The 23,250-nt window shown below is 58.8% G+C and carries 21 protein-coding genes; 7 read left to right on the top strand and 14 right to left on the bottom strand.

What is annotated here, in order from left to right:
* Positions 1 to 81: 81 nt before the first annotated feature.
* Positions 82 to 1,611: a sensor domain-containing diguanylate cyclase gene (locus tag V476_RS17280; RefSeq protein ID WP_024959539.1), complete on the top strand. Its 1,530-nt coding sequence runs from the start codon at positions 82 to 84 to the stop codon at positions 1,609 to 1,611.
* A gap of 70 nt (positions 1,612 to 1,681) precedes the next feature.
* Here V476_RS17280 and V476_RS17275 read toward each other — a convergent pair whose 3' ends face one another.
* Positions 1,682 to 2,152: a PA2169 family four-helix-bundle protein gene (locus V476_RS17275; protein WP_024959538.1), complete on the bottom strand. Its 471-nt coding sequence runs from the start codon at positions 2,150 to 2,152 to the stop codon at positions 1,682 to 1,684.
* A 218-nt stretch (positions 2,153 to 2,370) separates the two neighbouring features.
* Here V476_RS17275 and V476_RS17270 point away from each other — a divergent pair, with 218 nt between their 5' ends.
* Positions 2,371 to 2,610, top strand: a complete 240-nt coding sequence (locus V476_RS17270; RefSeq protein ID WP_003341842.1) for a DUF3820 family protein — start codon at positions 2,371 to 2,373, stop codon at positions 2,608 to 2,610.
* 125 nt (positions 2,611 to 2,735) lie between these two features.
* On the opposite strand, the gene V476_RS17265 is transcribed toward V476_RS17270, so the two are convergent.
* From V476_RS17265 to zwf, 3 genes are read right to left on the bottom strand one after another with little or no spacing between them, the layout of a single operon-like run.
* The gene (locus V476_RS17265) at positions 2,736 to 3,410 is read right to left on the bottom strand and encodes a bifunctional 4-hydroxy-2-oxoglutarate aldolase/2-dehydro-3-deoxy-phosphogluconate aldolase (protein WP_004402926.1); all 675 of its coding nucleotides are present in this window, start codon (positions 3,408 to 3,410) and stop codon (positions 2,736 to 2,738) included.
* Positions 3,411 to 3,446: 36 nt separating this feature from the next.
* On the bottom strand, positions 3,447 to 4,160 hold the full coding sequence (gene pgl, locus V476_RS17260; protein WP_004418955.1) for a 6-phosphogluconolactonase: 714 nt from the start codon (positions 4,158 to 4,160) through the stop codon (positions 3,447 to 3,449).
* Positions 4,147 to 5,616, bottom strand: coding sequence for a glucose-6-phosphate dehydrogenase (gene zwf, locus V476_RS17255; protein WP_003314055.1), 1,470 nt, complete (start codon positions 5,614 to 5,616; stop codon positions 4,147 to 4,149). The genes pgl and zwf overlap by 14 nt, the downstream gene beginning before the upstream one ends.
* Positions 5,617 to 5,834: 218 nt before the next feature.
* Between zwf and V476_RS17250 the strand changes: the two genes are divergently transcribed.
* Positions 5,835 to 6,701, top strand: coding sequence for a MurR/RpiR family transcriptional regulator (locus tag V476_RS17250; RefSeq protein WP_002552324.1), 867 nt, complete (start codon positions 5,835 to 5,837; stop codon positions 6,699 to 6,701).
* 408 nt (positions 6,702 to 7,109) lie between these two features.
* Here the strand turns inward: V476_RS17250 and V476_RS17245 are convergent, their stop codons facing one another.
* The 10 genes from V476_RS17245 to edd form a co-directional block, all read right to left on the bottom strand.
* Positions 7,110 to 7,985 (bottom strand): D-hexose-6-phosphate mutarotase, encoded by an 876-nt coding sequence (locus V476_RS17245; RefSeq protein WP_017277796.1) that lies wholly within the window; start codon positions 7,983 to 7,985, stop codon positions 7,110 to 7,112.
* A gap of 109 nt (positions 7,986 to 8,094) precedes the next feature.
* The gene (locus V476_RS17240) at positions 8,095 to 9,456 is read right to left on the bottom strand and encodes a carbohydrate porin (protein ID WP_024959537.1); all 1,362 of its coding nucleotides are present in this window, start codon (positions 9,454 to 9,456) and stop codon (positions 8,095 to 8,097) included.
* A 125-nt stretch (positions 9,457 to 9,581) separates the two neighbouring features.
* On the bottom strand, positions 9,582 to 10,751 hold the full coding sequence (locus tag V476_RS17235) for an ABC transporter ATP-binding protein (RefSeq protein WP_004418970.1): 1,170 nt from the start codon (positions 10,749 to 10,751) through the stop codon (positions 9,582 to 9,584).
* 2 nt (positions 10,752 to 10,753) lie between these two features.
* A complete protein-coding gene (locus V476_RS17230) occupies positions 10,754 to 11,599 on the bottom strand; it encodes a carbohydrate ABC transporter permease (protein ID WP_003341827.1) in 846 nt (281 codons plus the stop codon).
* On the bottom strand, positions 11,592 to 12,500 hold the full coding sequence (locus V476_RS17225) for a carbohydrate ABC transporter permease (RefSeq protein WP_003314048.1): 909 nt from the start codon (positions 12,498 to 12,500) through the stop codon (positions 11,592 to 11,594). Before V476_RS17225 ends, V476_RS17230 begins: the two co-directional genes overlap by 8 nt.
* A 104-nt stretch (positions 12,501 to 12,604) precedes the next feature.
* The gene (locus tag V476_RS17220) at positions 12,605 to 13,891 is read right to left on the bottom strand and encodes an ABC transporter substrate-binding protein (protein WP_003314046.1); all 1,287 of its coding nucleotides are present in this window, start codon (positions 13,889 to 13,891) and stop codon (positions 12,605 to 12,607) included.
* A gap of 169 nt (positions 13,892 to 14,060) precedes the next feature.
* Positions 14,061 to 15,467 (bottom strand): ATP-binding protein, encoded by a 1,407-nt coding sequence (locus tag V476_RS17215; protein ID WP_024959536.1) that lies wholly within the window; start codon positions 15,465 to 15,467, stop codon positions 14,061 to 14,063.
* Positions 15,468 to 15,528: 61 nt separating this feature from the next.
* Positions 15,529 to 16,266: a response regulator gene (locus tag V476_RS17210; RefSeq protein ID WP_003341820.1), complete on the bottom strand. Its 738-nt coding sequence runs from the start codon at positions 16,264 to 16,266 to the stop codon at positions 15,529 to 15,531.
* 50 nt (positions 16,267 to 16,316) lie between these two features.
* Positions 16,317 to 17,282 carry a glucokinase gene (locus tag V476_RS17205; protein ID WP_003421803.1) on the bottom strand — a complete coding sequence of 322 codons (966 nt, stop codon included), beginning with the start codon at positions 17,280 to 17,282 and terminating at the stop codon, positions 16,317 to 16,319.
* Positions 17,279 to 19,105, bottom strand: coding sequence for a phosphogluconate dehydratase (gene edd, locus V476_RS17200; protein ID WP_003415262.1), 1,827 nt, complete (start codon positions 19,103 to 19,105; stop codon positions 17,279 to 17,281). The genes V476_RS17205 and edd overlap by 4 nt, the downstream gene beginning before the upstream one ends.
* Before the next feature lie 219 nt (positions 19,106 to 19,324).
* Between edd and gap the strand changes: the two genes are divergently transcribed.
* The 4 genes from gap to V476_RS17180 all read left to right on the top strand — a co-directional run bounded on the left by gap (position 19,325) and on the right by V476_RS17180 (position 23,094).
* Positions 19,325 to 20,326, top strand: a complete 1,002-nt coding sequence (gene gap / locus V476_RS17195; RefSeq protein ID WP_003408944.1) for a type I glyceraldehyde-3-phosphate dehydrogenase — start codon at positions 19,325 to 19,327, stop codon at positions 20,324 to 20,326.
* A 101-nt stretch (positions 20,327 to 20,427) separates the two neighbouring features.
* A complete protein-coding gene (locus tag V476_RS17190) occupies positions 20,428 to 20,886 on the top strand; it encodes a YbaN family protein (RefSeq protein WP_003314041.1) in 459 nt (152 codons plus the stop codon).
* A gap of 98 nt (positions 20,887 to 20,984) precedes the next feature.
* Positions 20,985 to 21,341 carry a DUF5064 family protein gene (locus tag V476_RS17185; protein ID WP_003341799.1) on the top strand — a complete coding sequence of 119 codons (357 nt, stop codon included), beginning with the start codon at positions 20,985 to 20,987 and terminating at the stop codon, positions 21,339 to 21,341.
* Positions 21,342 to 21,585: 244 nt separating this feature from the next.
* Positions 21,586 to 23,094 carry a sigma-54-dependent transcriptional regulator gene (locus V476_RS17180; RefSeq protein WP_004402903.1) on the top strand — a complete coding sequence of 503 codons (1,509 nt, stop codon included), beginning with the start codon at positions 21,586 to 21,588 and terminating at the stop codon, positions 23,092 to 23,094.
* The last annotated feature ends 156 nt before the right edge of the window (positions 23,095 to 23,250 follow it).

Here is a 23,250-nt window from a genome sequence, read left to right as displayed (position 1 = left end):
ACGCGCCAATAAGTTCCCCAAATAAATGATAATTTTATTAACCGATTATCAAGAATCATTCGTCTGCAGGTAGAACAACCGATGATGGTGTTTGCGTTTTCTCGGCGAGCCCGGCTCAGATGGACCCGTCCGGAGCTGATATTGATTTTTGGCAGCTCGGTTTCAATGCTCGCCATTCTGGCGATCGTGGCGTCTCTACTGGCCCAGGAGCGCGACGACGCAGCACAGACAGCAGCACGCGCAGCGTCCAATATCGTGCGTTTGATCGATGCCGACGTCATGCGTAACGCAGAACTTTACGACTCTTCACTGCAAGGCATGATCAGCGCGTGGCAGCGTCCGGACCTTCAGCAACTGTCACCTGAACTGCGCCAACTTGTTCTGTTCGATCGCGCCACTGCCGCCTCTTACAAGGGCGATCTGGTATTGCTCGATAACCGCGGCGAACTATTGGCTGATTCTTTGTCTGTCACCCCTCGACACGACAACTTTTCTGACCGTGCCTATTTCAAGGACCATGCCGTAGATCGCTCTTTGACGCTACACGTCAGTGCACCGTACAAGACTCGCTGGGGCTACAAGGACTGGTGTATCAGTTTCAGCCGCCGCCTATCAGGGCCCAACGGCGAGTTCATGGGGATCGTGAGCGCAGAGATGCGTCTGGTGTATTTCAAGCACCTGTTCATGAGCCAGAATCTGGGCATTGACAGCAGCATCAACCTGATCAATACCTCAGGCATTTTGGTCGTTCGCTACCCGGAAATGGAAGGCCAGGAACTGATCGGCAAAGATTACAGCCACAGCCCCAACTTTCAGCGGATTCTTCAGGAAGGCGATGGCAGCTTTGCCGCGATGTCGACGCAGTTGAACGCTCGCCGGCTGTATACCTTCTCCAGAGTCGGCAACCTGCCGCTGATCGTCGTCATCGGGCAGTCAGAGGATGAGGTGTATGCCGTCTGGCGGCGCAACGCCTGGCTGGTCGGCTCGGCCACCAGCGTCTTGTGTCTGGGCATTCTGTGGCTGACCTGGCTGCTGTGTCGCGAACTGAGAAGACGCCACCGTGCCGAAGATGCACTGGCCAGCCTGGCCGCGACAGATGGTCTGACCGGGCTCGATAACCGCCGTCAGCTTGACGAAGCCATGGAAATTGAGTGGGCGCGAGCGCAACGCTCTGGCAAACAGCTGTCATTGCTGATGATCGACGTAGACCATTTCAAGGCATTCAATGAGCGTCATGGCCATCAGGGCGGGGACGAGGCGCTGCGTCTGATTGCGCAGACCATCTCATATTGCATCCGCCGTCCAGGCGACCGGATTGCACGCTATGGCGGCGAAGAGTTCGTGGTGGTACTGCCGGAAACAGACTTGCCGGGCGCCATGTTGATCGCGGAAAAAATCCGCAAGGCCGCAGAGTCACTGCCTCTGTTCAGGAATGCCGAGCATCCCATCACTGTGAGCATCGGGGTCGCTTCGGAGGTCGTTCGCCAAGGCGACAAACTGGAGGCATTTTTCGGGGTGGCCGACAAGGCGCTGTATCAGGCCAAGGACAATGGGCGTAACCGGGTCGAGTACCGCAGTTCGGTTGCCCGAAAGGTGATGGATCAAGTTTGAGGGGCTGCCTTCAGGCATAAAAAAACGCCAGACTGGCTGGCGTTTTTTCAGTTACCGCTGAGGCATCGAATTACGATGCGGCGCGGGCTGCATCACGCAGTGCTTTAACTTTGTCGTGGTTGGCCAGAACGCCAGCCTGCTGCTTTTCAATCAAAGCAATCACGTTAGGGGAAACGTTCTTGGCACGAGCTTTTTCCAGCGCTTCGCGATAAGCCTTCTTGGCAACGTCTTCACCTTTCTCGACTTCTTCCAGTACAGCCTTGTCGTCGTCGGAAGTAACCATCGACTTCAGGTTGACCCATGCGCGGTGCAGTGCGCCAGATACGCTGGAAGAATCTTCAGGCTTGCCACCCAGTGCGGTTACTTCAGCTTGCAGTTCACGGACGGCTGCAGCCACTTCAGTAGAGCGGTTTGCAAGGAACGATTTTACCTGAGCGCTTTTTGCGTGTTCTGCGCTGGTACGGAAACCTTCTTCACCGTCTTTGCTGGTTTCGATCAGGTCATTCAGGATAGAGATCGTTTCTTCGTTGATATCATTCATTTGATAATTTCCTAATGGCAGGTTGATACGAAAGTGTTCGATGTATAGGTAATTGCAGACACCGTGCCAGTTTTTGATATGAAAATAATTGTTTAAAATCAACACCTTACGAAATTTTCACAATTTACCGTTCGTGACTTCTGCATGATCGGCCGTTTGGCCTGCATGCAGAATGCACGTATCGTACGGGCTGAGAGAGAAACGCAGGCTTATCGCGAATGAATCCGGAAAAACTCAAGTTGCTCGTGACACAGGAAATGCCGTTCGGCAAATACAAGGGCCGGCTGATCGCTGATTTACCGGGGCATTATCTGAACTGGTTTGCCCGGGAAGGCTTTCCCAAAGGAGAGCTGGGCGGTCTGTTGGCGCTGATGCAGGAAATCGATCACAACGGCCTTGGCGCGCTATTGGACCCGTTGCGCACACGTCCGCGTCAGTCGTTCAAGGACAAGGGGTAAACGAAGAGACGGTCCGGAGAGAAAAAAAAGGTGCTCCGGACCAGGGAGCACCGAAAAGCCATACAACCAACAACAACTTCCTTGTCGGAATCAGCCGCAATGGGCTGACGCCGAAATCCTGAAAATCAGTCAAACAGCGCCATTGCCTGCGCAGTCGCTTCCTGAATACGGCCCCAGTCACCATTCTTGACCCAGGCGTTATCGATCATCCAGGTGCCGCCTACGCACATAACGTTGGGCAGGGCCATGTAGCTCTTGAGGTTCTGCTCGTTGACGCCACCCGTTGGGCAGAAACGCACCTCATTGAACGGCCCGCCCAGGGCTTTGATCGCCGCCACACCACCACTGATCTCAGCCGGAAACAGCTTGAAGCGGCGATAGCCCATGGCGTAACCGATCATGATTTCCGAAGCGCTGCTGACGCCCGGCAACAGCGGCAAAGGGCTGTCGACCGCAGCTTGCAGCAGGTCTTGCGTGCTGCCAGGGGTGACGATGAACTGCGAACCGGCCGCCTCAGCGTCAGCCAGCATCTTGCGGTCCAGGATGGTTCCCGCGCCTACACACAACTCGGGGCGCTGTTCACGCAGGATACGAATGGCGCTCAGGCCGAACGCCGAGCGCAGGGTCACTTCCAGCGCAGTCATACCGCCAGCGGCCAGTGCATCGGCCAGCGGCAGTACGTCCTGGTCACGGGCGATGGTGATCACCGGCAGAATCTTCGCCTTGGCGCAGAGTTCGTCGATCTGGGCAATCTTGTTCGCCATGCTGGTCAGCGGCTGATTATTTTCATTCTGTGTCATGGCGACGGTTCCTTTGTTTGTGGGGCTTATCGGGGCTTATGGGCACCAGTAAATCTCGAGAGACGGGTTGAGAAAGGCACGTACCGGCATTTCGGCGAGGTCATCGCCTGCCAGCGCGGTGCGCAACGTGTCGAGTTTGGCCTGACCGGACACCGACAAAATCGGCGAACGTGCCGACGCCAGCAGGCGACGGGTCAGGGTCAGGCGCTGGTGCGGCACGCTCGGTGCGAGCATGGGCAGGCAGCGGCGCTCACCTTGCAGGTCAAGGGCTTCGTTCAGATTCGGGCTGTTGGGGAACAGCGACGCGGTATGCCCGTCGTCGCCCATGCCCAGAATCAGTACATCGATGGGTGGCAGCTCGGCCAGTGCCTGATCGGCAGCCTGCGCGGCTTCCTCGACACTGCTCGCCACGCTGTACAGGCCGAGAAACTTCGCCTTCGCCACAGGCCCCTGCAACAAGTGGCGGTGCAACAGGCCGGCATTGCTGTCGGCGTGTTCAGTCGGCACGAAGCGCTCGTCCGCCAGACTGATGACGACTTTCGACCACTCCAGCGGCTGTGCCGCCAGACGCTGGAAGAAGGCCACCGGGCTGCGTCCACCGGACACCACCAGCGTCGCCAGACCGTTCTTGCTGATTGCCTGCTTGAGGCGTTCGGCGACAGTTTCAGCCAGTGCATCGGCCAGTTGCTGCGCTGTGTCGAAATCGTGTGCTACCAGCCCTGCTGGCAGCTTGAGGTCACATGTCGCCATACCAGGATCTCCCGTCGCGAGTAATCAGGGCAATGGAGCTCATCGGCCCCCAGGTTCCGGCCGGGTAAGGCTTGGGCGCATCGCCCGCCTTCTTCCAGCCAGCGATCAACTGATCACACCATTGCCAGGCGTACTCGATCTCATCTTTGCGGACAAACAGGTTCTGATTGCCACGCATGACTTCCAGCAACAACCGCTCATAAGCGTCGGGGACACGAGCACTGCGGTAGGTGTCGGAAAAATTCAGTTGCAAGGGACCGCTGCGCAGCTGCATGCCCTTGTCCAGGCCCTGATCCTTGGTCATCACCTGCAAGGAAATGCCTTCGTCAGGCTGCAGGCGGATGATCAGGCGGTTGCTGATCTGCAAACGCTGTTCAGGCGCGAAGATGTAGTGCGGCGGCTCTTTGAAATGGATCACGATCTGCGACAGCTTCTGCGGCATGCGTTTGCCGGTGCGCAGATAGAACGGCGTACCCGACCAGCGCCAGTTGCGGATGTCGGCGCGCAACGCGACGAAGGTTTCGGTATCGCTCTGGGTATTGGAGTTTTCTTCCTCCAGATAGCCAGGCACCGCCTTGCCTTCACTGTAGCCGGAGGTGTACTGGCCGCGCACCACCTGGGTCGCCAGACGCTCCGGGGTAAACGGGGCCAGTGCCTTGAGCACCTTGACCTTCTCGTCACGGATACTGTCGGCAGACAGGTCGCTTGGCGGGTCCATGGCAATCAGGCAGAGCAGCTGCAGCAGGTGGTTCTGAATCATGTCACGCAGCTGGCCGGCCTGATCGAAGTAGCCCCAACGGCCCTCGATGCCGACCTTCTCGGCCACCGTGATCTCTACGTGCGAAATATGGTTCTGGTTCCACTGGGTTTCGAACAGGCTGTTGGCAAAGCGCAGAGCGATGAGGTTCTGTACCGTGTCCTTGCCCAGATAGTGGTCGATGCGATAAACGCGGTTTTCCGGGAAAAACTGCGCGACGGCGTCATTGACCCGGCGCGAAGAGGCCAGGTCGTGGCCGATGGGTTTTTCCAGTACGGCACGCGTGCGCTCGGCGAGGTTGACCGACGCGAGGTTCTCGCAGATGGCACCGTAGACCGAGGCCGGTGTGGCGAAATAGGCGATCAGGGTTTCGGCAGTGCCGACCCGCTCGGCAAGTGCGACGTAATCCTCGGCCTTGAGGAAGTCGACATGCAGGTAGCTGAGGCGCGCCAGAAAGCGGCCCAGGTTGTCCGGCTCCAGTTCCGTTTCGGGAATGAAGCGGCGCATGGATTTTTCGATGTACGCCAGATGCGACTCTTCGTCGCCCGGTTCACGCGCCAGGGCAAGAATTTTTGTGTCTTCATGCAGCAGTCCAGCGCGATCAAGCTGATAAAGAGCCGGGAACAGCTTGCGTACCGCCAGGTCCCCCAGGGCACCAAACAGGGCAAATGTGCACGGTTCAACCGTAATCAAGGGCATAATGTTGGTTCTTTTATCAAGTTAGGCTACAAATACCTTTTTTAAAGGCGTTACTCAAGGCCATATGTAGTAATAACCACAACATTCTGCCTAAAAGCATATTCCAGTGGTGATCAACACAGGCCCTCAGTACGATAGGCCACCTTTGCTACAGGCTAAAGGGCTAATAAAAGCTCAAGGCAAAACCGTTGGTAAATCAGCCCCGACAAGGACTTTGAATGGACCGCGTAAGAAACCTCCTGGAGCAAATCCAGGGCCGACTCGACGAGCTGAACAAGGCCGAACGTAAAGTGGCCGAGGTCATCCTGCTCAACCCGCAGATGGCAACGCGGCTGAGCATTGCAGCGCTTGCCCAGGCCGCCAAGGTCAGCGAGCCGACGGTCAATCGCTTCTGCCGTTCGTTCAGTGTCAGCGGCTATCCGGAATTGAAGCTGCAACTGGCCCAGAGCCTGGCCAGCGGCGCAGCCTATGTCAGCCGTGCGGTGGAAGCGGATGATAATCCTGAGGCCTATACCCAGAAGATTTTCGGCAGTGCCATCGCGTCACTGGACAGCGCGTGCCAGCAATTGGACCCGGCCTTGATCAGCAAGTCTGTGGACATGCTCATTCAGGCGCGGCAGATCCATTTTTTCGGGCTGGGCGCCTCTGCGCCGGTGGCTCTGGATGCGCAGCATAAATTCTTCCGCTTCAATCTGGCGGTGACGGCGCATGCCGATGTGCTGATGCAGCGGATGATTGCGTCGGTGGCGCATACCGGCGAGTTGTTTGTGATCATTTCGTATACGGGGCGTACCCGTGAGTTGGTGGAGGTGGCGCGTATCGCGCGGGCCAACGGCGCGTCGGTGCTGGGGCTGACGGCAGCCGGTTCGCCGCTGGCTCAGGCCAGTACGGTGAGTCTGAACATTCCTCTGCCGGAAGATACGGATATTTATATGCCGATGACGTCGCGGATCATTCAGTTGACGGTGCTCGATGTGTTGGCCACGGGTATGACGTTGCGCCGCGGCGTCGATTTTCAGCCGCATTTGCGCAAGATCAAGGAAAGTCTGAATGACAGCCGTTATCCGATCGAGGATCAGGGCTGACTGGGTGTGATCGGGAGAATGCGTTTGTACTTAAGATGACTATCGTGCCGACGCTCCGCGTCGGCATGCAGTTCGTGACGCTCTGCGTCACACAGAGGTTCTGTGGAGTCAGTGATTTCTCTATCTGACTCAGGTCACCTTTGCGCCCTTACGGCGCCTTACTTTGAGGGACCAAAGTAAGCAAAGTCCTCGCTCCGTTTCCGGCCCGACTTCGTCGGGTACCTTCGCCCTGCCACTGATCCGGGGGTCGCCGCAACGGGCCCTCCATGGCCCGGTGCGGCTAGCCTGGCGTCCTGCCAGGCTACCCCCGGATCAGCGTCAGGACTCAGCCGTCACTTACGTCGCACTCTGCGTTGTCTGTGCCATCGTAGTTTGACTATCGTGCCGACGCTCTGCGTCATCTGCAACTCACCCTGCCAGGCTGGCTTGCAGTTTGAGCTGCACCTGTTCTCCGGGCCGCAGGCTGAAGGTGTCGCCGGAGCCTGAGGCGGCTTCGACGCGGACGAAGCCTGTGGTTTCGCTGCCGCATACGCCGAGCAGCGGTCTGCTGCCGGGGTGCCAGACGACGGTGTTGGGGCTGTCGCCGGTGTCGATGTTGAGCCTGCGCTGCCAGATCGGGTCCTGGAGCTGTACGGCACCGGCGTGTTCGAATACGCGCTGGCAGGCGCCTGCCACGCGCAGTTCGCCTTGTTGCTGACACGCCTGTCGGCTGAGTTCGTCGTAACCCTGTGCGCCGTCGAGCCCCTCCAGTGCGACTTCAGCCACATCGCCGATCCGCCAATACGCGTGCAGCGCATGGCTGAAGTGACACGGCTCGCTGTCCTCGTGACACGTGCTCAGACGCAGTTCCATGCCCTGCCCCAGTTCGGCATGCAGATCGACCTGCCAGTCCCACAGTTGCAAGCGCCAGTGCAGGCTCACGCCTTCTTCGCACTCACTGCTGTCGATCAGCTTCCAGTCCAGCAAACGTCCCCAGCCGTGCGCCGGCCAGCCGCTCTCGCCGGGATGTCGGCCATACCATGGCCAGCAGACCGGCACGCCTCCACGAATGGCGCCCACCTGTGGCCACTGCGCGGCACACCATAGCCAGGGTTTCTGGCCTTGAGGCTGGAAATGCAGCAATTGCGCGCCTTGGCGACTGAATACGGCCTGACATTGCGGATGGTCGATAACCAATACATCGCGCAGCTGATGGCGCTCCCACTCAAAAGTAGGTCTGGCACGTCGGGATCGGAAGAAGCGTTGCAATGGATGTTCAGGCAGTTGCGCGTCGTGAGTGGTCATCGCCAATCGCGTCCCTGAAAAATAAAAGGATCAAGCCATAAAAAAACGGGCAGCCAGGCTGCCCGCAAAGCACACACGACCCTTGATCGCGTTACGCGTCAGTCAATACTCAGAACTTAGACTGGATCTTGATGCCCGCTACCAGCGCGTCATCAACCTGATCTACGCCACCAGGATGCTTGATGTACTGCAGGTTGGGGCGCACGGTCAGCCAGTTGGTGACGTGGAAGCCATAGTAGATTTCAGAGTTGTACTCAGTGCTCTGGACCGGCAGGAAGCCAGGGTTGTCGTAATCGTTGATACCGCTGATCTGGTTGGCCAGACGCACGCGATCCTGCACATCGTCATTGACGTGGATACGGGCGAAACCGATACCGATGTCATCTTTCGGACGCGAGTTGAACGGACCTTTGTACGTGAAACCGATCTGCTGGTAGTTGTCGACGAAGTTGGTCGCTTTGTCATGCACGGTGGCGTTGGCAAAGATGTTAAGACCGCGTGACGCGTCTCCATCGTGAGTGGTCAGCTGTTGCTGAGCAACGACCCACCAGCCATGCTTGCTGTCATGCGACTTGAACGCAGCACCCGTGGCTGCTTGCGGCTGACCGTTGACGTCTTTATAGACATCATCGGCATTAGGCGTGCTCTTGTAGTAACCAATACGATACTCGCCGGGCAACGAGTTGATGGTGGGCGTCCAGACCAGTTCGACCGGCAGGATCATGCCTTTGGTGCCGCTACCGCTGAGTTTGAAGCCGTTACCGGTTTCCAGGTTGGACGGGTTCTGCTCGTAGACACCGACCTGCGCGTACACTTCCGGAGTGATGTTGTACTTGACGCGAAGAGCGGTCTGGCTGACTGGCCAGTTATACCAGGTGTTCACATAGTTACCGACCTGCGAGCCACAGAACGACAGGTTCTGGAAGTCACAAGGAAAACTGTTGAAATCCTCACCCGGCCCGAAGCGACCAAACTTGACGTCCAGCGCGCCATCGAAATACTTTTGCTTGACCCACAATTGGGTCAGACGCCAGGTCTGGCCACGCCCCCAGACTTCTTGCGAGGAACTGAGCGTACCAGCACGAGGATCGCCGATCCGGTCATTGGAGATGTTGCGCCCACTACGTTCGGTGATCGCCAACTTGAACTCCGCGTCCTGCCAGCCAAACGCCTTCTGCAAATCGACTTTCATGCCCAGCGCGAACTGGTCGCTGTAACGACCGGTGGTGTCGTCGTTGTAGCCGCCCTTGAGGTTGCTGGCCATCTCGGAAACGTATTCCAGCGAGAAGTCGTAACCCTTGTCCAGCAACTCGGTGCGCTTGCCACCCCAGTCACCCGTCATCCAGGGTGAATCTGCGGCAAATGGCTCGGCGGCGTGAACGCTGCCTGCCAGACCCATCGCACCCAACGCCGACAGCTTGCATACCAACTGGAGCCGGGAAAGCGATTTACCTTTGTTGATCTTCTTCATCCCATCAATCCTCGTTTTATTGTTATTAGCTTTGGTAGACGTGTTGCTTCATTCACTGCCCTGTGTTCGCTGGTCGACCGTGCGTTTTGGCAGCCAACGGCCAGCCAGCGATGCTCGTTGCTGAATCAATTTATCACTTGCGGTTCGACCGGTGACACATTGTTTTCCCGTTCGGCCGCCTGCCGCGCTCCCAGCACCCCGAGACGCTCACCGCTCTGGGCATCGAAAATCAGCACCCTGGCAGGGTCGAACTGCAAGGTAAGGCTCTCGCCCACCTGCGGTGCGACATCCGGGGCAAGGCGACAGCAGACCTTGCTCTGGTTGAGCGTGACGAACACCAGCGTATCCGGACCGGTCGGCTCGGTCACCTGGACCTCCGCGCGAATGGTCGGCAGCCCGGTCGATTCAGCGCCGGCCAGCATAATCTGTTCAGGGCGAATACCGAGAATGATTTCTCGATCTTCAAGGCCTGCATCGGACACGCCCACCGGCAGTTCGCAACGTGCCAGACCGCTGTCAAGCGCAGCGATCAACTGGCCATCCTTGCGTTGCAGGCGCAGCGGGATGAAATTCATCGGCGGTGAACCGATGAAACTGGCGACGAACAGGTTGGCCGGATCGGTGTAGATCTGCTTGGGCGTACCGAACTGCTGGACGATACCGTCCTTCATCACCGCCACCTTGTCACCCAGCGTCATGGCCTCGATCTGATCGTGGGTCACATAAACGGTGGTGGTTTTGAGGCGCTGATGCATCAGCTTCATTTCGGTACGCATCTCGACGCGCAGCTTGGCGTCGAGGTTGGACAGCGGCTCATCGAACAGATAGATCTTCGGCCGACGTGCCAGGGCACGGCCCATCGCGACACGCTGTTGCTGACCACCGGACATCTGCCCCGGCTTGCGATTGAGCAGGTGCTCGATCTGCAACAGCTTGGCAACGCGAGCCACTTCAGCGTCGATGTCGGCTTGCGGCATCTTGCGGATCTTCAACCCGAAGGCGATGTTTTCACGCACGCTCATGGTCGGATACAGGGCGTAGGACTGAAAGACCATCGCAATGTCACGGTCCTTGGGGCTGGTGCCGCTTACGTCCTGGCCGTCGATCAGAATCTCCCCGCCACTGATGCTTTCCAGACCGGCAATGCAGTTCATCAGGGTGGACTTACCGCAGCCCGATGGACCGACCAGGATCAGGAACTCGCCATCCTTGATCGACAGATCGATGTTCTTGAGTGTGTCCGGCAGGTTGCTGCCGTAGGTCTTGTTGACGTTGCGTAATTCGAGAGTCGCCATGATTACCCCTTGACCGCGCCGGCCGTGAGCCCACGCAGGAAATACTTGCCAGCCAGTACGTAGACCAGCAGTGTCGGCAGGCCGGCAATCATCGCCGCCGCCATGTCAACGTTGTATTCCTTGGCACCTGTGCTGGTGTTGACCAGATTGTTCAGAGCCACAGTGATCGGCTGAGAATCGCCGCTGGAGAACACAACGCCGAACAGGAAATCGTTCCAGATCTGGGTGAACTGCCAGATCAGGCAGACCATCACGATGGGCGTGGACATCGGCAGAATGATGCGCCCGAAGATGGTGAAGAAACCGGCACCGTCCAGTCGTGCAGCCTTGACCAGCGCGTCGGGAATGCTCACGTAGTAGTTACGGAAGAATAGCGTGGTAAATGCCAGCCCGTAGACCACATGAACAAACACCAGCCCGGTGGTCGTGTTGGCGAGGCCCATCTTGCCCAGAGTGAAGGATGCCGGCAGCAGAACGGTCTGAAACGGCAGAAAGCAACCGAACAGCAACAGACCGAAGAACAGCTGCGAGCCCTTGAAGCGCCACATCGACAGCACGTAGCCATTGAGCGCGCCGATTGCGGTGGAGATGAGCACCGCAGGCACAGTGATTTTTATCGAGTTCCAGAAATAACCATCGACCAGGTCCCAGGCTTTTATCCAGCCGATTGCGGTCACTACGCTCGGCCAGCTCAACAGGTTGCCGGTGCCGATGTCGTCGGGGGTCTTGAAGCTGGTAAACAGCATCACCACCAGCGGCACCAGATAAATCAGACAGGCCAGCATCAGCACGGCGTAAATCAGAACACGACTGAAGCTGATGCCCGGTTTGCCAACATGACTAGTCATGGCGTTTGGTCCTCAGCTCGGAATACAGATACGGCACCAGAATCGCCAGGATCGCGCCGAGCATCAGAATCGCACTGGCAGAACCCATGCCCATCTGGCCGCGGCTAAAGGTGAACGAATACATGAACATTGCGGGCAGGTCGGATGAGTAACCGGGGCCACCGGCGGTCATCGCGGCTACCAGGTCGAAACTCTTGATCGCAATGTGCGCGAGAATCATCACGGCACTGAAGAACACCGGACGCAGGCTTGGCAGCACGACGCGCCAGTAGATCATCGGCAGACTCGCGCCATCCATCTGGGCCGCGCGAATGATCGACTGATCGACGCCACGCAGACCTGCCAGAAACAACGCCATGACGAAGCCGGAGGACTGCCAGACCGCCGCGATAACCAGGCAGTACACAACGCGGTCCTGGTCAATCAGCCAGTCGAAACGGAAACCTTCCCAGCCCCAGTCACGCAACATCTTGTCCAGGCCCAGGCCTGGGTTGAGCAACCACTTCCAGGCAGTACCGGTGACGATCATCGACAGCGCCATCGGGTACAGGTAGATAGTACGAATCATGCCCTCGCGACGAATCCGCTGGTCCAGCAGGACGGCCAGCAGGACCCCGATCACCAGACTGATTGCAATGAACATCCCGCCAAAGACCGCAAGATTCTTGCTTGCCACCCACCAGCGATCGTTGTCCATGAGACGCGCGTATTGCGCCAGACCGACCCATTTATAGGAAGGCAGGAACGTCGAGTTGGTGAACGACAGTGCGAATGTCCAGAGGATATAGCCATAGAAACCCACCAGCACGATGAACATGCTGGGGGCCAGCACCAGTTTTGGTAGCCAGCGTTGCAGCGCATCCATTGGCGAGGCTTTGCTGTTCGCAGCGACAGAGCTCATCGGGAGTATCCCATGCGGTGTATCGAATCCAGGCCGCAGCCGCAGGTGAAATCAACCAGGGATTTCAACACTGCGGACGACGGTTAAAGGCGGTTCAGAACGAATTACTTGGCAGACTTGATCGCAGCGCCCAGCTTTTTGGCTGTTTCGGCCGGATCAGCTTTCGGGTCATTGATGTAGTTGGTCACCACATCGAAGAACGCGCCCTGCACTGCCAGCGTCGTTGCCATGTTGTGCGCCATGCTTGGCTGCAGACCACCGGTCTTCGAATCAGCCAGGAAGTCCTTCGCAGCGGTTTGTGCACACGAGTCAAAACCGTATTTGCTCATGTCGGACAGCATGTCTTCACGAACCGGGATCGAACCCTTGTTGATGCTGAAGACCTTCTGGAAGTCCTCGCCCATGGCGACCTTGGCCAGATCCTGCTGTGCGGCAGTCGTGCCCTTGTCTTTCTGCTTGAAGACGGCCAGCGAGTCGATGTTGTAGGTAAACGCCTTTTCGGTGCCCGGGAAGGCTACGCACTGGTAATCCTTGCCAGCGACCTTTTTGGCTGCGGTCCATTCACTCTTGGCCCAGTCACCCATGATCTGCATGCCGGCCTTGCCATTGATGACCTTGCCAGCTTCCAGGTTCCAGTCCTGGCCCTTGCCGTCGGCATCCATGTAGGTCGCGACTTTCTTGAGTTCGGTGAGCGACTTGATCATTTCTGGGCCGGTCAACGCGCCGTTGTCCAGATCGACCAGAGCTTTCTTGTAGCCGTCAGCCCCCATCACCGAGAGCACGACAGCTTCAAAGACCGTACTGTCCTGCCAAGGCTGACCACCGTGGGCGAGCGGGATGAAGCCGGCTTTTTTCAGCTTGTCGCCTGCCGCGTAAAACTCTTCGAGCGTTGTAGGCGCCTTGTCGATACCGGCTTTCTTGAAGACTTCAGGGTTGATCCACAGCCAGTTGACGCGGTGAATGTTCACCGGTACTGCTACGTAATCACCGTCGTACTTCACGGTGTCGGAGACTTTCTTGTCCAGCAGGGAGTCCCACTTCTCGGACTTGGCGACCTCTTTCAGCGCATCGGTATCGAGCAGGCCGGTAGAGGCCCATTCCTGAATATCCGGGCCTTTGATCTGGGCCACACCGGGAGGATTTCCGGCAACCGCACGGCTCTTGAGCACGGTCATGGCCGTGGAGCCGCCGCCGCCTGCAACGGCGCCGTCCTTCCAGGTAAAGCCGTCCTTTTCAACCTGAGCTTTCAGAACATCGACTGCAGCCTTTTCGCCACCCGACGTCCACCAGTGCACGACTTCTACGGTGCCTTTGGAGTCAGCGGCGTTAGCGCTCAGAGGGAACAACGAAGCGAGAGAGATGACAACAGCGAGACGTGACATGGAATTCATCGAATTGACCTTTCTTGTTGTTATGCATGAGCAAGTCTGGTGCTTGCGCTTCGTGGGAGTCTAACCAAGCCTGACGCGGCAACAGTAACGAAGGGACGCGCGATTGTCACAGGATGGTGACAATTGAAATCCCTGCGCAATCTCTAGCCAAAAGCCACTGCCCAGCGCGTCATTCCGCCGTTCTCGGCAAGTACAAGGTTACCCGCAGCCCCCCGTCACGCAGGTTCTGCAGGCTGACTTCGCCGCCATGACTGTGGGCAATGTTGCGAGCTATCCCAAGGCCGAGGCCATAGCCCTGCTGTTGATTGCCTGCCAAGCGGAAATGCGGTTCGAACACGTGCTCGAGACGCTGCTCGGGAACGCCAGGGCCTTCGTCATCGACATGCAGCACGAACGCATGAGCATCGTCCTCGACCTTCAGGTGCGCGCGGTGACCGTATTTGAGTGCGTTATCGATCAGGTTGCCGATGCAGCGCTTGAGCGCCAGCGGTTTGCCTGAATAGGCAGCGTGCGCCTCCCCCTGCTGCGTAACCCGCCCATTGCCATCAGCAAGCAGCCAAGGTTCAACCAGACATTCCAGCAGCGCGTTGAGGTCCACGGGCTCGATATTTTCATGAATATCAGTGTCCTTGACGCACTGCAGCGCGCCTTTGACCAACAACTCCAGCTCGTCCAGATCACGACTGAATTTGCGTTGCAGTTGCTCATCCTCGAGCAGTTCGACCCGCAAGCGCAAACGGGTGATGGGCGTACGTAAATCATGGGAAATGGCACTGAACAACTGCCCCCGCTCGGTCAGGTAGCGACTGATCCGCGTGCGCATGGCATTGAACGCCCGGCTGACCTCGATGACTTCGCTGCCGCCGCCCTCGACCACAGGCTCGACATCCGCCCCCAGCGACATGTCTCGCGCGGCCCGCGCCAGACGCTTGAGCGGGCGGCTCTGCCAGTGCACCAGCAACCCGATGAACAACAGCAGAAATGCGCTAGTCAGGACAATGAACGACACCTGCTGCAGAGGCAGTTCCTGCTCCTCCAGCGAGGTGTAGGGTTCGGGCAGCAGCGAGGCGATGTAGAACCACTCGCCAGGCGCCATTTCGATTTGCGTGACCAGCACCGGCGGGTTCACCGGCTCGAGTGTCAGCGCGTAATGCGCCCACGAACGCGGCAGCTCATCGAGTTTGAGGCCGCTGTTGAAAATCCTCAGTTCCTCGGGCCGCGCGAACCATACGGTGATGTCCGGCCCACTACCCAGACGCTGGCGCAGCACCTCGCCCACCACGTCCAGCACCGCCTGCTTGCGAGGGGTGGGCTGCATGATCTGCATATCCAGCGGGTGATCGTTGAGTGACACCACGAACCGTGTGCCGCCCATACTGCGCAACTGGTCGAGCACCATGGGCCGGTAGGCCAGCGGCAATGAGCGAAAGTAGCTGACACTGGCCGCCATCGAGTACGCCAGGCTGCGCGCACTGGTCACCAGGCCTTCCATCTGCGTGGCACGCAGCTGTGACAGCCAGATCACGCTGGACAGCGCCTGAGCCAGCGAAACCGCCAGCAAGGTCAGCAGCAACATGCGCCCCAGCAACGAGCGCGGCAGCGGCAGGCCGGTTCTCTTCGCGCCTGCCCCTGTCGGTTTAATAGCCGTTGCCCGCTTGCGAGTTGACGTTTGCGGCCAGCAGGTAACCACTGCCGCGAATGGTACGGATCAGCCGCGGTGACTTGCCGGTGTCGCGCAGACGCTGGCGCAGGCGGCTGACCGCCATGTCGACGATTCGCTCCAGCGGCATCAGCTCACGCCCACGCGTGGCGTTGCCAATGGTGTCACGGTCGAGGATCTGCTGCGGGTTGTCGAGAAACAGTTTGAGCAGTGCGAAGTCGGCGCCGGACAGAATCACCTCTTCGCCGTCACTGTGAAACAACCGGTGACTGACCATGTCCAGTCGCCACTCATCAAACAGGATCACGTCGCCACCCGGACGCTCCTGACCGAACTGGGCACGCCGCAACAGCGCCTTGATGCGGGCCTGAAGCTCACGCGGGCTGAATGGCTTGCCGAGGTAATCATCGGCCCCCAGCTCCAGACCGATGACCCGGTCGGCCTCGTCCGAACTGGCGGTCAACATGATGATCGGCACATGCGGCTGACGCGGATGCTGGCGGATCCAGCGACACAGGCTGAAACCGTCTTCATCGGGCAGCATGACGTCAAGGATCAGCAGATCGCTCGGTTCGTCATTGAACGCCCGACGAAAATCCGCACCGTCGCCCACCGTACGCACCTGAAAACCGGCGCGGCTCAGGTAGGTGTCCAGCAACTCGCGAATTTCCTGATCGTCGTCCACCAACAGGATCGATTTACTGACTGGGCTCAAGTTGAAGCGTCCTTGTCTGGCTGTAAATTTTTGTTGTTATGCCATATCACTCAGATCTGCGCACCAAACGCCTGTTGCAGGGCCACGCCTGAACCCATGAGGCCCGGGTATTCGGCCGTGACCAGCCACACCGGCAGGCCGTTGAAATAGTCGCTCATGACGCCCTTCTCGGCCATGGCGCGCTTGAACCCGCTGTTGATGAAGAACTCAGTGAAGCGCGGCACCACGCCACCAACGATATAAACCCCGCCCAGGCTGCCCAGAGCCAGCACATGGTTGCCGACCACTCTGCCGAGAAACACGCAGAACTGTTCAAGCACCGCCGCAGCTACCGGGTCACCCGAGAGCGCAGCCGTGGTGATCGCCGCAGGTGATTTGAGCACCGGTTCGATGTCGTCCAGCGCGCAGCTGACCTGATACAGCAACAGCAAGCCCGCACCGCTGAGCACGACTTCAGCGCTGACATGCTCGTGCTCGGCCATCAGCCGCGTCCACAGCAGCGCCTCACGTGCGGTGCCGATGGGCAGATCGGCATGACCGCCCTCGCCCGGCAACGCCATCCAGCGATTGCCTTCGAGTTTGATCAGCGTACCGACGCCCAGCCCGGTCCCCGGCCCCACCACTACGCGCGGCCGATCAGGCTTGCCGACGCCGTGGCAGACCGTCAGGTATTCATCGTCCTTGAGCCGGGTCATGCCCAGCGCCATGGCGGTGAAGTCGTTGATCAGCAGAAGCTCGTCGACCTGCAGGTCGGCGCAGAACGCCTTGCGGCTCAACTGCCAGTGGCTATTGGTGAACTGGAAAAAATCGCCATCGACCGGCCCGGCCACCGCCAGGCACACATGGCCGATATCACCGCGCTGCAGCTCCAGGTCCTGCAGATAGACTTCAATGGCCTTCTCCGGGCCCGCATAGTCAATGGTCGGGAACACCCGGACAGAATGCAGCGTGTCGTCTTCCCAAATGGCAAAACGTGCATTGGTACCGCCTATATCACCGACCAGGGCCAACTTCACTTAAGCGTCTCCAGACTAGAGGTAAAGGCGCTGGCGCCTTGCTCTGCGGAGCTGAAGGCCATGCGCATGAATCCAAAAAGCTCGCGACCGCAGCCGACACTGTTGTCGATCTGGTTGATGGCCGGTTCTCTGGCGGCCAATTCTGACGCTTCGACCAGAACTTGTAACGTGCCTTTTACACCATCCACGCGAATCACATCGCCATCGCGCACAAGAGCCAATGGGCCACCGTCAAACGCCTCCGGACAGACATGAATCGCCGCCGGGATCTTGCCCGACGCGCCCGACATGCGTCCATCGGTGACCAGCGCGACCTTGAACCCGCGGTCCTGAAGGACACCCAGAAACGGCGTCATCTTATGCAACTCGGGCATGCCGTTGCAGCGCGGTCCCTGGAAACGCATCACGGCGACGAAATCGCACTCCAGCTCGCCCGCCTTGAAGGCATCGGCCAGCTCTTTCTGATCCTGGAACACCTTGGCCGGCGCTTCGACGATCTGATGCTCCGGAGCCACGGCGGAGACTTTCATCACGCCACGGCCCAGGTTGCCTTCCATGACCCGCAGACCACCTTCCGGCGAGAACGGACGGGCAACCGGGCGCAGGATATTTTCATCGAGGCTTTCGAGCGGTCCTTCACGCCAGACCAGTTTGCCGTCTTCCAGGAACGGCTCCTTGGTATAACGGCTGAGGCCGTAACCGGCCACGGTGTTGACGTTTTCGTGCAGCAGACCCGCAGCCAACAGCTCGCGAATCAGGAACGACATGCCGCCTGCCGCCTGGAAGTGGTTGATATCGGCCTTGCCGTTGGGGTAGACGTGACTCAGGGTCGGCACCACTTCCGACAGGTCGGCCATGTCCTGCCAGGTCAGTTGAATGCCCGCAGCCTGGGCGATGGCCGGCATGTGCAGCGTGTGGTTGGTCGAACCGCCTGTCGCATGCAGCGCAACGATGGAATTGACCAGCGAGCGCTCGTCGACGATCTCGCCGATCGGCATGAAGCTGCCACTCTGCATGGTCAGACGCGTCACCTGGCGAGCCGCTTCGACGGTCAGTGCGTCACGCAAGGGTGTGTAGGGATTGACGAATGATGCACCCGGAAGGTGCATACCCATCACCTCCATCACCAACTGGTTGGTGTTGGCGGTGCCGTAGAACGTGCAGGTTCCCGGACCGTGATACGACTTCATTTCCGAGTCGAGCAACTCTTCACGGGTGGCCTTGCCTTCCGCATACCGCTGCCGTACGTCGGCTTTTTCCTTGTTGGAGATGCCTGAAACCATCGGTCCGCCTGGCACGAAAATGGTCGGCAGATGACCGAACCGCAACGCGCCCATCATCAGGCCGGGCACGATCTTGTCGCAGATGCCCAGCATCATCGCGGCGTCGAACATGTTGTGCGACAGGGCAACCGCGGTAGACATGGCAATCACTTCACGGCTGGCAATGGCCAGCTCCATGCCCGGCTCGCCCTGGGTCACGCCATCGCACATGGCCGGCACACCGCCGGCAAACTGACCGACCGAACCAATGTCACGTAAAGCCTGTTTGATCTGGTTTGGGAAGTGTTCGTAGGGCTGATGCGCCGAGAGCATCTCGTTGTAGGAAGAGACGATGGCCACGTTGGCGGCGTTCATCAGACGCAGGCTTTGCTTGTCTTCCGGGCCGCAGGCAGCGACGCCGTGGGCAAAGTTGGCGCATTGGAGCTTGCCGCGCATCGGGCCATCGCTCGCTGCGCCGCGAATCAATTGAAGGTAGCGCTGACGGGTATCGCGACTGCGGGCGATGAGACGCTCGGTTACTTCAAGGACGCGGGGATGCATGTGATGAACTCCAGGCTAACGTCTAAGGTCACCCGTAAAGACGGCTCCGGTTTTCGAGCAGTGACTGCCAGGGAGCAAAACCCTGATCTCGATCAACTGGGAGTGCCTTTCAGGCTTGTAGTTGTAGATAAAACAAAATATTGCCACTAAAAAGGCTTGTTTTCTATTTCTATGAGAATAATCTTGTAATTCCAACAACAAATTCAGAAGGACGGCTGTATGACTCTTCGTATCGCAATCAACGGTTTTGGCCGAATCGGCCGCAACGTCCTACGCGCACTGTATACCCAAGGCTACCGTCAGGACCTGCAGGTCGTCGCCATCAACGATCTTGGCGACAGCGAAATGAACGCACACCTGCTGCGCTTCGACACCGTACACGGCCCTTTCAGCGGCACGGTCGAGTGTGACAAGGACAGCCTGACCGTCAATGGTGACCGTATTTCGGTCAGTGCCATCCGCAATCCGGCCGAGCTGCCGTGGAAAGCGCAGGACATCGACGTGGTGTTCGAGTGCACCGGTCTGTTCACCAGCCGCGACAAGGCTGCTGCGCACCTCACCGCCGGCGCCCGCAAGGTGATTATCTCCGCGCCAGCCAGCGGTGCCGATGCCACCATCGTCTATGGTGTCAACCACGACACGCTGCGCCAATCGCACCAGATCATCTCCAGCGCCTCGTGCACCACCAACTGCCTGGCCCCGGTCGCTCAAGTGCTGCATCGCGAGCTGGGCATTGAAAACGGTCTGATGACCACCATTCATGCCTACACCAACGACCAGAACCTGATCGATGTCTATCACACCGATCCGTACCGCGCCCGCTCGGCCACGCAGTCGATGATCCCGAGCAAGACCGGCGCTGCAGAAGCGGTAGGTCTGGTGCTGCCGGAGCTGGCAGGCAAACTGACCGGCATGGCTGTGCGTGTACCGGTCATCAACGTTTCGCTGGTCGACCTGACCGTGACCCTGAAGCGCGAAACCACCGTCGATGAAGTCAACGCGCTGATGAAAGAAGCCAGTCAGCACTCCAAAGTGCTCGGTTACAACACGCTGCCGCTGGTCTCCCACGACTTCAACCACAACCCGCTGTCGTCGATCTTCGACGCCAACCACACCAAGGTCAGCGGCAAGCTGCTCAAGGTACTGTCGTGGTACGACAACGAATGGGCGTTCTCCAATCGCATGCTCGACAACTGCCTGGCACTGCATAACGCGCAGTAACGGCGCAACTGCGCTGGAGCATGTGGCGCGAGAGATGACGCTCGCGACCATGCTCAGCGCATGGCAGATCGATGCACTGCGGTGGGTAAAACTGTGCAGGCATGAAAAAGCGCCCGGTGCTGTTAAGCTGGCCGGGCTCCCCGAACCTGCCTGTAGAGACCATGACGTACAAACCACCCGGTTCAAGACTTTCACGCCTTTTATACGGCATCCTCGCCTATACCGCGTTGGGCATAGGCATCGTTGCGATCTTCGTTCCCGGCCTGCCAACCACCGAGTTCATTCTGCTGGCTGCCTGGGCGGCAACACGCAGTTCGCCGCGGCTGAATGCCTGGCTGGAAAACCACCGGGTGTTCGGGCCGATACTGCACAACTGGCGTAACGGCCGACTGGTCGCGCGCAAGGCCAAGATCAGCGCAACCATCAGCATGCTTGTCTGCGCCGTGGTGATGCTGAGCCTGATCGGTCATGCCTGGTGGCTGTACCTGGCACTCACGGGGATGGCGCTGGGCAATCTATGGATCTGGTCGAGGCCGGAACCGGACAAGATCGACCGTTGAGCACAGGCATGCGGTGCTCAGCACCTTGCGCAAGGCTGAACCGTACGGTCGCGGTCAGTGTCTGATTGAGCACACTCACCCCTTGATGGAGTCACTTCATGTACGAGCCAGGCCATCTGCACCTCACCCACGTGGCGCTTCAACCGTCGGATATCAGCTATGACATCCACTTGCGCTACAACGTGGAGGAAGATCCCAAACAAGGCACGTCCATGCACTTCACCATGCAGGGCGAAATCAATGGCAAGTCGTTCGAAGAGCAATTCCAGCTTCCCCGTGACCTTGCCTTCAACTTCGCCCACGACGCGAGTCGCATCGCGATAAGGCACGGCTTGCCCAACTCGGCCGCACTGCCCATCGCCCAGCACAAGGACTACGACCGAATGTTCGCGGACATTCGCGACAAACTCCACGCCAAGTCAGGCGACCCGGTGAAGCCGGAGCATCTGGAGTAAGCCAGCGCTGTCGAGGCCGGAGAAGATCATCGTGCCCACGCGTGGGTATGCCGTTCTGGACGCTCTGCGTCCTCTCCTGAGTGTGCGGGGCGTCGTGAATCCATGACGCGGAGCGTCCAGAACGGCATTCCCACGCTGGAGCGTGAAGAACGATAGCCGTGCGCAAGTACACCAGCGGATTTCACCAAACCTGTCACCACAAGGCATACTTGCCGCCTTCTCATTCGCGAACCGTCAACGCCTCATGCGCATCCATGTCAGCTTCATCGACCGCGTCGGTATCACCCAGGAAGTGCTGGCGATTCTGGGTGGACGCAATCTGAATCTGGATGCGGTGGAGATGGTGCCGCCCAACGTGTACATCGATGCGCCAACGCTCAGCCATCAGATGCTCGAAGAGCTCAAGGACGCGCTGTTTCGGGTCCGAGGCGTGGAAGCGATCACTGTGGTCGATATCCTTCCGGGGCAGCGTCGCCACCTGCAGCTGGACGCGTTGCTCGCCGCCATGACCGACCCGGTACTGGCACTCGACAGCGCCGGGCATGTGCTGCTGGCCAACCCGGCACTCATCGCGCTGATTGGCCGGGAGCCGGCGGGCGAGTCCATCGGTGAGCTGTTCAGCGACCCCAGCCTGCACGTCGCGTTGCTGGAAAACGGCTTTCGCCTGCCGCTTCGCGAGATCACCCTGAACGGTGAAGCGCTGCTGCTGGATGCCACGCCCATCACCGAAGCCGGCGCGCTGATTACCCTGTACCTGCCCAGCCGAATCGGCGAACGCCTGTCGGCATTGCACCATGATCACGCCGAAGGTTTCGACGCCCTGCTCGGCGAATCAGCCGCTATCCGCACCCTAAAGGCGCGAGCGCAACGGGTGGCGGCGCTGGACGCCCCGCTGCTGATTCAGGGCGAGACCGGCACTGGCAAAGAGTTGGTCGCCCGGGCCTGTCATGCCAGCAGCGCTCGCCACGGCGAACCCTTCCTGGCTCTGAACTGCGCAGCGCTGCCGGAAAACCTCGCCGAAAGCGAACTGTTCGGCTATGCCCCGGGGGCCTTTACCGGAGCGCAACGCGGCGGCAAACCGGGGCTGATGGAACTGGCCAACCAGGGCAGCGTATTTCTCGATGAAATCGGCGAAATGTCACCCTATCTGCAGGCCAAACTGCTGCGTTTCCTAAACGATGGCAGCTTCCGGCGCGTCGGGGGCGATCGCGAAGTGCGGGTCAATGTGCGTATTCTCAGCGCCACCCACCGCGATCTGGAAAAAATGGTCAGCGAAGGCACCTTCCGTGAGGACCTGTTCTACCGCCTTAACGTCCTCAATCTAGAGGTTCCGCCGTTGCGCGAGCGCGGTCAGGACATTCTGTTGCTGGCCAGATACTTCATGGAGCAGGCCTGCGCACAGATTCAGCGCCCGGTTTGCAGGCTGGCACCCGGCACCTACCCTGCGCTGCTCGGCAACCGCTGGCCAGGCAATGTGCGGCAATTGCAAAACGTGATTTTTCGCGCGGCCGCCATCTGCGAACACACTCAAGTGGATATAGGTGACCTGGATATCGCCGGTACTGCCGTGGCTCGTCAGAACGACAGCTCGATAGACAGCCTCGAAAATGCCGTAGAAGCCTTTGAGCGGAATCTGCTGGAAAAGCTTTACGCGGACTACCCTTCCACTCGCCAACTGGCCAATCGCCTGCACACTTCGCATACCGCCATCGCTCATCGCCTTCGAAAATATGGAATTCCCGACAAGCGCTAGTCGCTTAATGTCGTGTCTCGAAAATATATTCCGAAAAGTTTCATTTAATAACTAATCTGCCGATAACGATCTGGTATCGTCCATAAACCTCTTATCATCCATTTGAATGGATGTCCGTAGTGTTATTACGGCCGTAATGGCAAAAAGGTCAGGTAG

Origin of the sequence: Pseudomonas syringae KCTC 12500 (genome assembly GCF_000507185.2) — a bacterium.
Taxonomy (GTDB): domain Bacteria; phylum Pseudomonadota; class Gammaproteobacteria; order Pseudomonadales; family Pseudomonadaceae; genus Aquipseudomonas; species Aquipseudomonas syringae.
This window is presented reverse-complemented; position numbering and strand designations above follow the sequence as displayed.